The sequence below is a fragment of the Kineosporia succinea genome (genome assembly GCF_030811555.1).
GTDB lineage: Bacteria > Actinomycetota > Actinomycetes > Actinomycetales > Kineosporiaceae > Kineosporia > Kineosporia succinea.
This window is the reverse complement of the sequence record NZ_JAUSQZ010000001.1, coordinates 5594289-5608777: the sequence shown is the minus strand read 5'-3', so window position 1 is coordinate 5608777 and position 14489 is coordinate 5594289. Positions and strand designations below refer to the sequence as shown.

General features: G+C 72.3%; 15 protein-coding genes. 8 read left to right on the top strand and 7 right to left on the bottom strand.

Annotation, left to right across the window (positions count from 1 at the left end):
• Positions 1–3 precede the first annotated feature (3 nt).
• Genes J2S57_RS24315 through J2S57_RS24295 form a run of 5 tightly spaced genes read left to right on the top strand, consistent with a single transcriptional unit; the run spans position 4 to position 4587 of the window.
• Positions 4–1365 carry an LLM class flavin-dependent oxidoreductase gene (locus J2S57_RS24315; RefSeq protein WP_307246974.1) on the top strand — a complete coding sequence of 454 codons (1362 nt, stop codon included), beginning with the start codon at positions 4–6 and terminating at the stop codon, positions 1363–1365.
• Positions 1362–2150 (top strand): hydroxyethylthiazole kinase, encoded by a 789-nt coding sequence (gene thiM, locus J2S57_RS24310; protein ID WP_307246972.1) that lies wholly within the window; start codon positions 1362–1364, stop codon positions 2148–2150. Before J2S57_RS24315 ends, thiM begins: the two co-directional genes overlap by 4 nt.
• A 1-nt stretch (position 2151) precedes the next feature.
• Positions 2152–2922 (top strand): ABC transporter permease, encoded by a 771-nt coding sequence (locus J2S57_RS24305; protein WP_307246969.1) that lies wholly within the window; start codon positions 2152–2154, stop codon positions 2920–2922.
• Between the two features lie 31 nt (positions 2923–2953).
• A complete protein-coding gene (locus tag J2S57_RS24300) occupies positions 2954–3910 on the top strand; it encodes an ABC transporter substrate-binding protein (protein ID WP_307246968.1) in 957 nt (318 codons plus the stop codon).
• Positions 3907–4587, top strand: coding sequence for an ABC transporter ATP-binding protein (locus J2S57_RS24295; RefSeq protein WP_307246967.1), 681 nt, complete (start codon positions 3907–3909; stop codon positions 4585–4587). The genes J2S57_RS24300 and J2S57_RS24295 overlap by 4 nt, the downstream gene beginning before the upstream one ends.
• Here the strand turns inward: J2S57_RS24295 and J2S57_RS24290 are convergent.
• Complete coding sequence (locus J2S57_RS24290; RefSeq protein WP_307246965.1) at positions 4548–6026, bottom strand: MDR family MFS transporter; 1479 nt, start codon at positions 6024–6026, stop codon at positions 4548–4550. The genes J2S57_RS24295 and J2S57_RS24290 overlap by 40 nt on opposite strands.
• A gap of 82 nt (positions 6027–6108) precedes the next feature.
• Between J2S57_RS24290 and J2S57_RS24285 the strand changes: the two genes are divergently transcribed.
• Positions 6109–6663 carry a TetR/AcrR family transcriptional regulator gene (locus J2S57_RS24285; RefSeq protein ID WP_307246963.1) on the top strand — a complete coding sequence of 185 codons (555 nt, stop codon included), beginning with the start codon at positions 6109–6111 and terminating at the stop codon, positions 6661–6663.
• A 21-nt stretch (positions 6664–6684) separates the two neighbouring features.
• On the opposite strand, the gene J2S57_RS24280 is transcribed toward J2S57_RS24285, so the two are convergent.
• Positions 6685–7803 carry an LLM class flavin-dependent oxidoreductase gene (locus tag J2S57_RS24280; RefSeq protein ID WP_307246961.1) on the bottom strand — a complete coding sequence of 373 codons (1119 nt, stop codon included), beginning with the start codon at positions 7801–7803 and terminating at the stop codon, positions 6685–6687.
• A gap of 177 nt (positions 7804–7980) precedes the next feature.
• Here J2S57_RS24280 and J2S57_RS24275 point away from each other — a divergent pair, with 177 nt between their 5' ends.
• Complete coding sequence (locus tag J2S57_RS24275; RefSeq protein ID WP_307246959.1) at positions 7981–9063, top strand: LLM class flavin-dependent oxidoreductase; 1083 nt, start codon at positions 7981–7983, stop codon at positions 9061–9063.
• On the opposite strand, the gene J2S57_RS24270 is transcribed toward J2S57_RS24275, so the two are convergent.
• Positions 9028–9924, bottom strand: a complete 897-nt coding sequence (locus J2S57_RS24270; protein WP_307246956.1) for an LLM class flavin-dependent oxidoreductase — start codon at positions 9922–9924, stop codon at positions 9028–9030. The genes J2S57_RS24275 and J2S57_RS24270 overlap by 36 nt on opposite strands.
• The gene (locus J2S57_RS24265; protein ID WP_307246954.1) at positions 9921–10904 is read right to left on the bottom strand and encodes an LLM class flavin-dependent oxidoreductase; all 984 of its coding nucleotides are present in this window, start codon (positions 10902–10904) and stop codon (positions 9921–9923) included. The genes J2S57_RS24270 and J2S57_RS24265 overlap by 4 nt, the downstream gene beginning before the upstream one ends.
• A 435-nt stretch (positions 10905–11339) precedes the next feature.
• Between J2S57_RS24265 and J2S57_RS24260 the strand changes: the two genes are divergently transcribed.
• Positions 11340–12068, top strand: a complete 729-nt coding sequence (locus tag J2S57_RS24260; protein WP_307246952.1) for an NAD(P)-dependent oxidoreductase — start codon at positions 11340–11342, stop codon at positions 12066–12068.
• Here the strand turns inward: J2S57_RS24260 and J2S57_RS24255 are convergent.
• From J2S57_RS24255 to J2S57_RS24245, 3 genes are read right to left on the bottom strand one after another with little or no spacing between them, the layout of a single operon-like run.
• Positions 12065–12805, bottom strand: coding sequence for an ABC transporter ATP-binding protein (locus tag J2S57_RS24255; protein ID WP_307246950.1), 741 nt, complete (start codon positions 12803–12805; stop codon positions 12065–12067). The two genes, J2S57_RS24260 and J2S57_RS24255, sit on opposite strands and share 4 nt — an antisense overlap.
• Positions 12802–13578, bottom strand: a complete 777-nt coding sequence (locus J2S57_RS24250) for an ABC transporter permease (RefSeq protein ID WP_307246947.1) — start codon at positions 13576–13578, stop codon at positions 12802–12804. The genes J2S57_RS24255 and J2S57_RS24250 overlap by 4 nt, the downstream gene beginning before the upstream one ends.
• Positions 13575–14489, bottom strand: coding sequence for an ABC transporter substrate-binding protein (locus J2S57_RS24245; protein ID WP_307246945.1), 915 nt, complete (start codon positions 14487–14489; stop codon positions 13575–13577). The genes J2S57_RS24250 and J2S57_RS24245 overlap by 4 nt, the downstream gene beginning before the upstream one ends.

Here is a 14489-nt window from a genome sequence, read left to right as displayed (position 1 = left end):
ACCATGCCCCACAAACCCTTCCACCTGGCCGCTTTCATGAACGCCGGGCCGATGGGAACGGTCGGCTGGCGTCATCCCGACGCCCGTGACGACTTCCTCTCCGCCGCCTACTACACGCAGACCGCGCAGCTGCTCGAGGCCGCGCTCTTCGACCTGGTCTTCGTGCCCGACTCCCTGGCCGTGCCGCGCAGCCTCGGCGGGCGTTTCGACCCGGCCGTGCGGTACGGTTCCGGCTCCCCGCGTCTCGACCCGATCCCGGTGCTCTCACTGATGGCCGGGGCGACGAGCCGGATCGGCCTGGCTGCCACCACGTCCACCGGGTACAACGAGCCCTACAACGTGGCGCGCACCTACGCCACCCTCGACCACGTCACCGGTGGCCGGGCCGGCTGGAACGTGGTGACGAGCTTCCAGGACGCCGAGGCCCAGAACTTCGGCCACGAGGCGCTCCCTCCACGCGAACAGCGGTACGCCCGGGCCGAGGAGTTCCTCGAGGCCACCGCCCGCCTGTGGGACAGCTGGTCGGACGACGCGATCGTGCAGGACAAGCCCACCGGGCAGTTCGGTCGACCGGAGGCCGTGCGTGCGGTGGACTTCCGGGGTGAGTACGTGAGGACGCAGGGCCCGCTCGGGGTTCCGCGCCCGCCGCAGGGCTACCCGGTCATCGTGCAGGCCGGGGCCTCGCCGAGCGGACGCGACGTCGCGGCGCGCTGGGCCGACGTGATCTTCTGCTCGCACGAGTCGATCGAGTCGGCCATCGAGTTCTACTCCGACATCAAGGCTCTCGCGCAGAAGTACGGCCGCGACCCCGACCACGTGAAGATCCTGCCCGCCGCCGCCGTGGTCGTGGGTGACTCGGTCGAGGACGCGCAGGCGAAGCACCGGGCGTTCGAGGACCTGGTCGAGCCGGAGGCCGGGCTGTCCCGGCTGGCCTACCACATCAACGTCGACCTGACGAGGTTCGACCTCGACGGGCCGCTGCCGGAGATGGAGGTCGCGGGCGTGATGGGGCACTACCGCGAGGTTCTCGAGCACGCCCGGGCGAAGAACCTGACCATCCGCCAGCTCGGTCAGTGGTACGGCGCCCGCACCGAGGGTTACCTGGTGGGCTCGGCCTCCGACATCGCCGACGGTATGGAGGAGTGGATCGACCGGGGCGCCGCCGACGGTTTCATGGTCGTGGCCACCCACGTGCCGACCGCGTTCGAGGACTTCGCCAGGAAGGTGGTGCCGGAACTGCAGCGACGTGGCCGGTTCCGCACCGAGTACACCGGAAACACGTTGCGCGAGAACCTGGGTCTGCCCCGTCCCGCCCGGGACGAGTGGCGCAACCGGGCCGCGAGCACCCTGAAGGAGAAGCCGTGAGCACCCAGATCCGCTGGCCCGACCCGTACGTGACGCAGGCCCTGGAGGCCGTCACCGGCGCGTCCCCCCTCGTCTTCGGCCTGACCAACTACATCACCGCCGGCCTGAACGCGAACATGGTTCTCGCGGTGGGCGCCTCACCGGCCATCGGCGGCAACCCGGCCGCCGTGAAGCCGCTGGCGACCGCGGCCGGTGGTGTCTGGATCAACCTGGCCGCGATGGTCACCGACTCCCCCGAGCTGCTGCGCGAGGCGGCCCGCGCGGCCCACGAGGCGGGCACCCGCTGGGTGCTCGACCCGGTCACGGTCGGCGCCGGCATCCCGGTCAGCGACGACCTGGCCGCCGACCTGCTGAGGGACACCCCACCGACGGCGATCCGGGGCAACGCCTCCGAGATTATCGCGCTGGCGGGCGGTCTGGCCTCGTCGAAGGGGGTGGACTCGACCGCGACCTCCGAGGAGGCCGTGCCCCTGGCGAAGGTCCTGGCGCGAAGGACCGGGGCGGTGGTCGCCGTCAGCGGCCCCACCGACTACGTCACCGACGGCACCGAGGTCGTCGCCGTGCCCGGAGGGCACCGCTGGCTGACCCGCGTCACCGGCGCCGGCTGCAGCCTGGGCGCGCTGGTCGCCGCGTTCCTGGCCCCGGGCACCGACCCGCTGCGGGCCACCGTCGCGGCGCACGCCGTCCTCGCGGAGGCGGCCGGGCGGGCGGCCGAAACAGCGCGAGGCACCGGGACGTTCGCGGCCTCGGTGCTCGACGAGCTCTCCCTGCTCTCCGGGATCTGAAGTGACCGGCACGTCCAAGAACCTGCTCCTCCCCTGGATCAGCCCTCTGGTGATCCTGGCCGCGTGGGCCCTGGCCTCGGACCGCGGCTGGATCGGCGAACGTACGCTGCCCTCACCGGGCGCCGTGTTCACCGCCGCGATCGACCTGACGAAAGACGGCACGCTCCCCGACGCCCTCGGCACCAGCCTCACGCGGGTGGCGCTGGGAACGGTGCTGGGCGTCTTCCTCGGCCTGGTCATGGGCGTGGTCTCGGGCTACTCGCGGATCGGCGAACTGGCCGTGGACCGGCCGCTGCAGATGCTGCGGGCGATCCCGTTCAACGCACTGCTGCCGCTGTTCCTCATCGCGTTCGGCGTCGGCGAGTCGATGAAGGTGCTGCTCATCGCCGAAGGCGTCCTGATCCCGGTGTATCTCAACACCTACGCCGGCATCCGCGGCGTCGACGCCAAGCTGGTCGAGGTGGCGCAGGTCTACCAGTTCTCGCGCCGGATCGTGGCCTTCAAGATCCTGTTCCTGGGGGCGCTGCCGAACATCCTCACCGGGTTGCGCTTCTCGCTGGCCATCGCCTGGATCGCCCTCGTCACCAGCGAGACCGTGAACACCACCTCGGGCATCGGCTTCGTGCTGATCAACGCCCAGCGCTTCGTGCGCCCCGAGCAGGTGGTGCTCTGCATCATCATCTACGCCCTGCTGGGCGTTCTCACCGACTGGCTGGTGCGGCTGCTGGAGAACCGGCTGCTGCGCTGGCGCACGGGTTTCAGCGGTCGCTGACCCACCTCCCCTCCCCCAAGGAAACATCACCATGCGCTACAAACTCCCCGTCGTCGTCGCCGCGTCCCTGCTCGCCCTGTCGGCCTGCGGCTCGTCCGGTGACGCGAAAAGCACCGCAGGCGCCGAGTTCCGCGTCGCCTACCTCCCCACCGCCAACTACCTGACCACGGTCAAGGACTCCGGTTACCTCGAGGAGGAGCTGGAGAAGGCCGGCGGCACGGTGAAGTGGGTCGGCCCGCTCGACCCGGTCACCGCGTACGACACCGTGACGGCCGGTGAGGCCGACGCGTCCTCCACCGGCACCGGCTACTTCGTGAACCTGGCGGGCACCAGCGACGCCTGGATGGCCTTCGCCCTGGAGAAGTACTCGGGGGCCAGCCAGGGCATCGTGGCCACCCAGCAGAGCGGCGTGACGTCGCTGAAGGAGCTCTACGGCAAGAAGGTCGGCATCGACAACCCGGGCGGCACCGGCGACTACCTGCTGAACCTGGCGTTCGAGGAGGCCGGGCTGGACGTGAGCCAGGTGCAGAAGGTGACGCTCGACACCTCCACGTTCGCGACGGCTTTCGCGAGCGGGCAGGTCGACGCGATCGCCTCGTACGACCAGAACCTGGCGGCGGCCCTGGCCACCCCGGGGGCGAAGACCCTGATCACGGGCGCGGACATGAACTCGTACAACTGGTCGATCCACATCGTGAGCCGGGAGTGGGCGCAGGCTCACCCCGAGGAACTGAAGGCCGCCTACGACGGGCTGGTGCGTGAGGCCGCCCGGGCCAAGGCCGATCCGAGCGTGATCACCGGCACCTACCGGGAATTCGGCGCGACCGACGAGCTGACCGAGCAGATCGCGACGTTCGACGTTCCCACGATCGAGCCGATGAACGACGAGGTGGTCTCCGACCTGGAGAAGCTGGGCCAGCAGTACGTGGACTTCGGCTTCCTCGACTCGGTGCCGGACATCAAGAGCGCCGTGGTCGACGAGTCATGATCGAGTTCTCCGGCGTCAGCAAGCGTTTCGGCCCGCTCACGGTGCTCGACGGCCTCGACCTGACGGTGGCCGAAGGTGAGTTCGTCGCGGTGATCGGCCGGTCCGGCACCGGCAAGTCCACCCTGCTGCGCATCGTGGCGGGACTGGAGAGACCCGATGGCGGACGCGTCGAGGCCCCTTCGGAGGTGGCCGTCGCCTTCCAGGAGCCCCGGCTGATGCCGTGGCTGACGGTGGGCGCGAACGTCACCCTGGGCCTGCGCGAGAAGGGCCGGGCGGCGGACGCTCTCGCCGAGGTCGGCCTGTCGGACAAGGCCGGGGCGTGGCCGCTGCAGCTGTCCGGCGGTCAGGCGCAGCGGGCCTCGCTGGCCCGGGCCCTGACCCGCGAACCCCGGGTGCTGCTGCTCGACGAGCCGTTCGGGGCACTCGACGCGCTGACCAAGCTGGAGATGCAGTCGCTGGTCGGGCGGTTGTGGCGCGACCACGGCTGGACCGTGATCATGGTGACGCACGACGTGGACGAGGCCGTGCGCCTGGCCGACCGGGTGATCGTGCTCGGTGAGGGCCGGATCCAGCTCGAGCTGCACGTGCCCGGCCGGGGGCCGCGCCGTCCCGACGACCCGGCCCTGGCCGGGCCGGGTCAGGAACTGCTGCGGGCGCTGGGCGTGACGCCGGCCTGATCGGGCCCCACCGATGCGGCCGCTCCGGCTGCTGATCCCGGGCGGGCCCTCCGCTCGGCCGGGATCAGCAGCAGCAACGGCAGCCCACTGCCCGCCGCGAGCACGACCACCCACCAGAACGACGTGCCGAACGCGTGCGCCACCGCGGCCGGGCCGTCCGCCGCGTCGAGCTGGTGCTGCAGGATCACCGCGAACGCGGCGGTGGCCGCCGACCCGCCGAGTCGCTGCAGCACGTTGAACTGCACCGTGGCGCCCGGGATGTCACCGGGGCGGATCGCCCGGAACGCGGCCGCCGACACCGACACCGTGCAGAACCCCACCCCCAGGCCGCGCACGGTCATGGCCGAGTCCAGCATCCAGTACGAGGTGTCCAGGCCGATCGCGGTGAACGGCAGCGTGGCGACGAGGCTGAGGCCCGCCCCGGTGACGGCGGTCCAGCCACTGCCGATCCGGTCGGTCAGCCCGGCTCCCACGAACATGCCGATCGCCACCCCGATGCCCTGGGGCATGAGCAGCAGGCCGGTGCGCACCGCGTCCTCCCCGCGCACCAGCTGGAAGTACAGCGGCATCAGGATGATCGCCCCGAAGATGGTGGCCCCCAGGCAGAAGCCGGCCAGCGAGGCGGCGCCGTAGCGAGGGTCCGCGAAGAGCCGCAGGTCGAGCAGGGGCCGGGCCACCCGCATCTGGTGCCCGACGAAGACCACGAGCAGCAGCGCCCCCAGGCCCAGCGACCAGAGCGTCACCGCGCCGACCTCGCCGCGGGCGCCGATCTCGGCCAGCCCGTAGGTCAGGCTCACGGTGCCACCCGTGATCAGCAGCGCACCCGCGAGGTCGAGCGTCCCGGTGCGCCCGCCCGATGCCATCGGCTCGAAGTCGAGCAACCTCAGCGCAAGAACCAGGGTGAGGACGCCGACGGGCAGGTTGAGCAGGAAGATCCACTCCCAGCCCGCGTGGTCGATCAGGAGCCCGCCGATCGTGGGGCCGAAAACCGGGGCCAGCACGGTGGGCACGCCGCTGGCCGCCATCACCCGGGCGACCTGGTCGGGCCGGGTCGCGCGCATCATCAGCACGGCGCCGACCGGCATCAGCAGACCGCCCGCGAGCCCCTGCAGCGCCCGCCCCGCGATCAGCATCTCGATGCTCCCGGCCAGACCGCACACCAGCGACGCGAGCGTGAAGACGCCCAGCGCGGCCACGTAGACGCGGGCGCCCCCGAAACGGGTCGCGGCCCAGCCGGACACCGGGATGACCGCGGCCATGGCCAGCAGGTAGCCGGTGACGACCCACTGGATCGTGGCCAGGTCGGTGTTCAGGTCGTGCGTGAGCGGCCCGAGGGCCACGTTGACGATCGTGGAGTCGAGGAAGGCCATGAACGACCCCAGCGTGATGACCAGGATCAATCGTCTGAGCTCGGGCGAGAACCCGTCCTGCGTTTCCATGTCAGGAGTCCCGTCGTAGGATCGGAGCAGTGCTCCGCAAATATAGGGAGCACTGCTCCGCTTCTTCAAGGGGTTTGTCCGCATGACACGACAGGAACTGCGTGAGGACGCGCGACGCAACCGTGAGGCGCTGGTCGCCGTCGCGCGCGAGGTTTTCCAGGAACAGGGCACCGAGGCGTCACTGCGTGACGTCGCCCGGCGTGCCGGGGTGGGCATCGGGACGCTGTACCGGCACTTCCCCCACCGCACGGCCCTGCTCGAGGCGGTGCTGGCGGCCGGGATCGACGGTCTGCGCGACCACGCCGACGAACTGATGACGAACGACGACCCGGGAGAGGCGCTGAACCTCTGGATGACCCGGCTGGCCACGAGATCGGCGGCGTACCGCGGACTTCCGGGCGAGGTGCTGGCCGCGATGAAGGACGAGTCGTCCGACCTGCACCGCTCGTGCACGCAGATGCAGGCGGCAGCCGGGCGGCTGCTGGCCCGGGCCCAGTCGGTGGGCGCGGTGCGGGCCGGGCTGACCGGCGGTGACGTGGTGACGATGTGCGCGGCCGCGGGCTGGGTCCAGCAGTTCGGCGGGGAGGAGTCGTCGGAGCGGATGCTGGCGGTGCTGGCGAACGGCCTGGCCCCCTAGGGAACCAGGCCGCTCCACGTTTCAGGCCCGGCGGGCCCACTCCTGGGCCAGCAGCTCGAACGAGTGCACCCGGTCGGCGTGGTCGTGGGTGATGGTGGTGATCAGCAGCTCGTCGGCCCGGGTGGCGTCGCGCAGGCGTTCCAGCTGGTCGGCGACCTGGGCGGCGGTGCCCACGAACTGGGTGTCGAGCCGGTCCTGCACCAGGGCCCGGTCGGCGTCGGACAACGGCCGGGCCTCCCGCGCCGTCGGGAACTGGATCGCGCCCTCGGCCGTGCGGATGCTGCGCACCCACGCACCGTACCCGGCCGCGTGCGAACGGGCCGTGGACTCGTCGTCGGCGACCACCACGTCCGCCGACACCGTGACGTACGGCCTCTCGAGGTCGGCCGACGGCTTGAACGCGGCCCGGTAGGCGTCGACCGCCTCGAGCACGCTGGCCGGCGCCACGTGGTAGTTCGCACCGAAGCGCAGGCCCCGCTCACCGGCGATCTCGGCGCTCTCGCCACCGCTCGAGCCCAGCACCCAGATCTGCACCGCCGCGCCCTCACCGGGAACGACGTGCGCCTCCTCGCCCTCCGGCGAGGTGTACGTGCCCGCGATCAGGGCCAGCACGTCACCGACCAGCTCGTCGTAGTCCTGCGGCTGCGCACCCGGCTGGGCCAGGAGCTTCTTCTGCAGGGCGAACCGCGGCGACCCCAGCAGCGGGCGGAAGTCGAACCGGGGCGGGATGACCAGGCCGTTCGGGGTGCGGCCGTCGATCACCTCGGTCGAGGGCACCACCTGGCGGGGCTCGCGCGGCACGCCGCCGGAGCGGCCCAGGCCCAGGTCGAACCGGCCCGGGTGCACGGCGTCGAGCAGGCCGAACTCCTCGACCGCGGAAAGGGCCGTGCGGTGGCCCATCTGGACCGCCCCCGAGCCCAGCCGGATCGTCGAGGTGGCGGCCGCGGCGAACGCCAGCAGCAGTGACGGGGTGGTGCCGGCGACGCCCGGGTTGAGGTGGTGCTCGGCGAACCAGTAGCGGGCGTAGCCGAGGCTCTCGGCCCGCCGGCTCAGGTCGACACTGTTCGCGATCGCCGTGGAGGCGTTCGAGCCGGTGGAGACGTGCACCAGGTCGAGAACGCCGAGGGGGGTGTTGGTCACGGCACGAGCTCCTTGTCGGGAAGGGGGTTTCCGGCGTTCGGGGATGCCCGGCCCGGTGACGATGTCGGACGTGAGCCTCCGGCCAGGCTAACCCCGGCACGCCCGCAGTGTCCATTGTCTATAGGCATGGTCGAGATTACGCTGACCCCGGCTTCTCCCCCGAGGATCGGACGACCGATGGACCCCGAACTTTTCTGGTACATCCCGAACTCCGTCGAGCCCGGTCACCGCGGCGACGAGACCACCCAGGGCTGGGGCTCGCTGGAGTACTCGGCGGCGCTGGCCCGGGCCGCACAGGATCACGGTTTCTCGGGCGCCCTGATCGGCACCGGCTGGGGCCGGCCCGACACGCTCACCGTGGCCACCGCCCTGGCCGCGCGCACCACCACGTTCCGGCCGCTCGCCGCGATCCGCCCCGGTTACTGGCAGCCCGCCCAGTTTGCCTGCGCGGCGGCCACTCTCGACCAGCTCAGCCAGGGCCGGCTCCTGGTCAACATCGTCAGCGGCCTGGACGACCCGGCGGCCTACGGCGACGACGTCACCACCCCGCCCGAACGCTACGAGCGCACCCGCGAGTTCCTGCACCTGGTGCGCCGGCTCTGGACCGAGCGGGACGTCACCCATCACGGGAAGTACTTCACCGTCGATCATTCCACGGTCGAGCCCCGCCCGTTCGGCACCCCGCCCCGGCTGTACTTCGGCGGCGCGTCGGCGGCGGCCGAACGGGTCGCGGCGGCCGAGGCCGACGTGCAGCTGTTCTGGGGTGAGCCGCTGGCCGATCTGGCCGAGCGCATCGCCCGCCTGCGCCGTCTCAGCGTGGAGGTCGAAAGGCGGCACGCGGAGCTGGAGTTCGGCCTGCGCGTCACCACGGTGGTGCGCGACACCGCCGAGGAGGCCTGGGCCGTGGCCCGGGCCCGGGTCGAGACCCTGCGGGGGGCCGAGGCCGAGCCCTGGTGGCGCGGCAACCGGGAGACCGCGGTCGGCCAGAAGCGCCTGTTCGACCTGGCCGAGCGCGGCGAGGTGCTCGACTCCTGCCTGTTCACCGCGCCGGGCACGGCCGGGGCCGGCGGCGCGGGCAGCACCTGGCTGGTGGGCTCCCCCGCCGACGTCGCCCTCGCCCTGAACCGCTACCGCGAGCTGGGCGTCACCCACTTCGTGCTGTCCGACACCCCGTACCGCGAGGAGCTCGCCCGCATCGGCGACCAGCTGCTCCCCCTGCTGCGCTCAGACCCGTTGGTGGCCGGGCAGTCCCAGCGCTGAGCGAAGGGTCGGGCCCCGCCGGGGTTCCAGCCGGGGGACGACCGACCGCAGCACCCCGAGCAGCTCGTCCCGGCCGCCGGTGGTGGCCAGTTCCAGCCCGTCGAGGGCGTGCTCGAGAGCCCAGCGCCGCAGTTCCGGCGCGACGGCCCGGCCGTTCTCGCGCACGATGCCGGCCCGCGCGACCAGGGCCACCTCGTCGCGCCGACGGCCGGAACGCACCACCGCGTCGACGAGACGGGTGTTCCCGCCGTCCACCAGCTCGATCCGGGGCACCACGAGAACATCGGCCAGCTCGGCGGCATCCGTCCAGTTCACGTGGTCGCGACCGTCGGCCACGAGCACGGGCCGCCCCTGGGGCGAGGGCGGGCCGTCGAGCGCGCCGGTGACCCGGTAGAAGCGTCCCTCGTGCTCGAGCGCCGGGCCGCCGTCCCAGAGACCGGTGAGCACCTGGGCGTACTCCCGCCAGCGGTGTGGGCGGGAGGCACTCGCGACATCCACCGGCAGACCGGGTTTCGGCAGGTCACCGGCGAGCGTGCCGGTCGCTTCGTCGCCGTCGCCCGCGCGCAGGGCGAGCCCGGCCCGGCCGTGGGTGGCGTGATCGAGTGTGAGGACGCGCCGGGCCAGGTTCCAGGGAGCGTTGTGGGTGGTCGGGGCGTCGACGATCCAGTTCAGCTCCGGGTGCCGCGGGGCCAGGAAGGAGGCCACCGCCCCGGCGTCGAGCAGCGCGAGTTCACCGGGAGGGCCGTCGCTCACCCGGATCGCGCTCACGCCCGCCCCGGCCGCGGCGTCGGCGACCTCGTGGGCGTGGTCGAGGGTGAGGCCGTCGCCGACGGCCAGGTCGAGGATGACGACGATGCTCATGCGGTGCGGCTCCCGACGAGGGACGCGGTGGGCACCCGGTCGCCCGGCCCACCGGCCCGGGCGGCCAGACCGAGACGGCCCCGCAACGTCGCGCCCGGGGTGCCGGCGCCGACCAGTCCCCGGCGGCACAGCTCGGGCAGCAGGTCGTCGAGGAACGGGGCGAGCTGGTCGGGCAGCAGGTCGAACCCGTCGGCCGCGCCGGTGGACGCCCAGGTCCCCAGCCGCGCGGCGACCTGCCCGGGCGTGCCGGCGACGAGGAGGCGACCACCGAGATGCTCCGGCGGGTCATTGATCTCGCGGGCCTGGCGTTCGGTCGAGGTGAGCACGACGAGGATGCGGTGCAGCACGACGACGGACCCGGGGTCCCGCCCCTGGGCGGAGGCCGCCGATCGCCCGGCGGCGCGGGCCCGCCGCGCCCGGTCGATCCCGCCCTCGGTCAGCACCACGTCAGACGTCAGCGCCGACGCGACCGGAACCCCGGAACGCACCACCAGGGGCCGTCCCTGCGCCGAGCGGAGCGCGGTGCGCCGTTCCCAGCGGTCGACGACCTCGTCCACCACCTCGCCGCGCCGGAGGTCCTGCTCGGCCGGGGTGGGCACCTCGGTCCCGCCGAGCGCCCGGACCGGGGAGGTCCGGGTGACGGCGGGGACGTGCCAGCCGACCCGCCCGCCGCTGAGGTAGTCGATGTCGGCCACCCGGCGCGCCAGTTCGAGCGGTGTGCCGAGCTCGGCGCAGAAGGTGCCGATCAGGCCGATCCGCTCGGTGAGGGACGCGAGCCGGGCCAGGAGCGTGAACGGTTCCGGCCATCCGGGGCGGGGAGCCGCCCCGGGATGCGCGAGAGGCCGGGCCGGGAGCGGGGCGTCGCCGATCAGGACGGCGGCGAGGCCGGCGGCCCCGGCGCGGAGCGTGGCCTCGAGAGGGTCGGCCTCCGCGGGCAGGGTCAGGACGAGATGCGGGGCGAGAGGGAGGCGGCCGGTCATGGACGGCGCTCCGGGCTCGGGGTCATGGATGCCCTCCGGTGGCGGGACGGCGCGCGAACGCCTCGCGCCCGCTGACGCCCGCGTCCCGGGCACGATCCCGGGAGACGCGGACGAGGCGGGCGCGAGGAAGTCGTACGGTCAGGTGACGAGATGGTGGCACGGGGCCGGAACGGTCACGGTTGCGCGGCTCCGGGGCACTCCGCCGAAGAGCTGATCACCGATACGTCCACGGGAGCAAGGGCTTTCAGACGTTCGTCACGTTCAACAACAGGCACTGGAGACCCTCAGCAGGTCGACCCAGCGCATGCTCGTCAGCAGCGGGCCTCGGTTCATGACGATCAGTCTGCGACCCGTCACGACCTATTGTCAATCATTCCTGTCGAGAATGTAGGCTGAGGGTCCCGACCTTTCCACCGACAGGGAGGCGAACCCGCCATGACCGACCATCCCGACTCACCCGTCGTGGTCACCGGCGCCGGAGGGCGCGCCGGCCGGGCCGTGGTGGCCGAGGCGATCCGGCGCGGCGTGCGGGTGGTGGCGGTGGTGCGCGACCCGGCCCGGGCGGCCGACCTGCACCGCGACGGTGTGCGCGTGGTCGCCGGCAACGCGCTGGTCCCGGCCCGTCTCACCCCGGCCGCCCTGCACCTGCGCCCGGCCTCGCCACCCCGGGCCTGGGTCACGGCGATCACGCCGTTCTCCACTCCCCCCGACGACTTCGAGGGCTTCGACAGCTCGTTCTACCGCCGCGCCCACCGCGCCGCGCTGGAGGCGGCCCGCCGCACGGGCACCGGGCGCCTGGTCGTGGTCGGTCTCTTCGCCACGCTGACGCACCGGGGCCGGCCGGTGCTCGACGACCCCTCACTGTTCCCGCCCCGGCTCCGGCCGTTCGCCCGGGCCCACGCCGCCGGGCTGGAGACCCTGCGCGACGAGGCCGGCGACATCGACTGGCTGACCCTGGCGCCGCCGCCCCTGCTGTCGGACAGCGCCCCGGTCACCGGTGCCTACCGGCTCGGCGACGGCACGCTCGATCCCCGCGCGGGCAGCGCCCTCTCGTACACCGACCTGGCGGTGGCGGTGCTCGACGAGATCGAGAAACCCACCCGCCACCGCGAACAGGTCGCGATCTACCCGGCGGACCAGGACAGGGCCCAGGACTTGCCCTAGCCGATGAGCTGCTTCAGCAGTTCCGCCTCCAGCGCCGCGAACGCCGGGTCACCGATCAGCTCCGGCCGCCGCGGCCGCTCGAACTCCACCGCGACCTCGGCCGCCACCCGCGCCGGGCGCGGGCTGAACACGTACACCCGGTCGCTCAGGTACAGCGCCTCGCGCACGTCGTGGGTGATGAGAAGCACCGTCCAGCGGTACTTCTCCCACATCCCCTGGAGCCAGCGCTGCATCTGCGAGCGGGTCAGGGCGTCGAGCGCGCCGAACGGCTCGTCGAGCAGCAGGACCGGCTGCTCCTGGGCCACGGTGCGCAGCAGCGCCGCGCGCTGCCGCATCCCGCCGGACAACTGCGCCGGGTAACGGTTCTCGAAACCGTCCAGCCCGAACGGCTCCAGCAGCGGCCGGACCTTCTCCCGGGCCACCGAGCGCTTCGTCCCCCGCACCTCCAGCCCCAGGGTGACGTTCCCGAGCACGGTGCGCCAGGGCAGCAACGCGTCTTTCTGCGGCATGAAGGCGACCCGGGAATCCCCGGTGCGCAGCGCGTCCCCCGTGATCCGGATGTCGCCACGATCGGGCGTGACCGCACCCGTGAGCACCCCGAAGGTCGTGCTCTTGCCGCTGCCGCTCGGGCCCAGGATCGAGACGAACTCGCCCGGGCGGGCGTACAGGTCGAGCCCGCGCACCACCGGCAGATCGCCCAGCGTGACGTCGAGACCCTCGATGGACAACGCGTTCACGACGACTCCCCCGCCCGCACCAGGAAGGCCCAGGGCAGGGCCAGCCGCTCGATCACGAAGCTCAGCGCGAACAGCGTCAGGGTCACCGCCGCGGTCACGAACACGGCCGCGAGCACCAGATCGGTGCGGAACGTGTTCTTGGCGAACTGCATGTAGACCCCGAGACCGGCTTCGGCCCCGGCGTACTCGGCGAAGATGGCCGAGACCACCGAATAGGTGATCGCGATACGCAGGCCCGCCATGAAGTACGGCAGGGCCGAGGGCAGTCGCACGGTGCGGAAGACCCGCCACCGCGAGGCCCCCATCGAGCGCAGCAGGGCCACGCTGTCCGGGTCGGCCGAGCGGAAGCCCTCGACGAAGCTCAGCGTGGTGGCGAAGAAGTTCACGAACACGATGAGCAGGATCTTGGGGAACTGGCCGAACCCGAACCAGACGATCACCAGCGGGGCCAGGGCCACCAGCGGCAGGGTCTGGCTGACCACCAGCACCGGCAGCACGGCGCGCCGCGCCAGCCCGGAAAGGTCCACCAGCACGGCGAACGCGAATCCGACGAGGATCGACAGCAGCAGCCCGATCACCGTGGCCCGCAGCGTCGGCCAGGTGTTCAGCAGCAGGTTCCCACGGTCGGCCCAGCCCTGTTCCAGCACCCGCGAGGGCGTGGGCAGCACGTCCGGCCCGGGACCGAACGAGCCCGCGTAGATCTCCCACACCGCCACCAGGACGGCCACGAGCAGAACCGGCGGGATCACGACGCCCGGCCTCAAGCGGTTCATCCCACGCCCACCGGCAGGAACTCGTTCGTGTACGACGCTTCCCAGTCGAAGTTCTCCGGCAGGATGCCGTACGAGCCCAGCCACTCGGCGTAGGGCTTCACCAACTCGGCCCGCACGTGCCCCCAGGCCCCGTCGTGAAACCAGGTCGGCGTGATCAGGTCGAGCGACGTCCTCAGCAGCTCCCGTGAGAAGTACGGCACGTACCGCTCGAAAGCCTCCAGAGCCAGGGCCGGTTCGTCGCGCGCCGCCCGGTAGCCGCGCTCCACGATGCCCACGAGCGTGCGTACCAGCACGGGATTGCGCTCGATCGTCGAGGTCTGGGTGCCGAGAAGATAGCTGTGGTACGGCGGAGCGCCGATCGTGTCGACCGGCAGCACCACCCGCTCCTCGACGGGCAGGTGCCCGAGCAACGCGTCCCACGCCCAGTAGTTGCCGAACGTGGCGTCGACCTCGCCGGCCTGAACGTCGTCGGCCAGCAGCTCGCGGGCGCCGCTGTTCACCAGCTCGACCCGGGAGAAGTCACCGCCGTCGGCCTCGATGAGGTGCTGCACCATCGCCAGGCCCCGCGGCGTCGGGTTCAGCGCCAGGCGCCGGCCCTCCAGCTCGCGCGGCCGGGTGATGCCGGTGCGCCGGGTGGTCAGGATCGTCTCCATCGCCCGGTGGTTGATCGACGCCACGGCCTTCAGGGGCTGGTGCCGCGAGCGCCGCACCAGCAGCCGGTTGCTCGGGAACACCGCGAAATCGGCCTCGTGGCGAGAGAGATAGGCGAGCGAGTCACCGCGCGAGGGGTCGGCGACGGAGAGCTCGACGTCGAGTCCCCCGTCGGTGAACCAGCCCTGGTGGCTGGCCACGAAGAAGCCCGCCGAGTTCGTCCACGGGTGCAGGTACTCCAGAACGACGCGCTGCGTCAT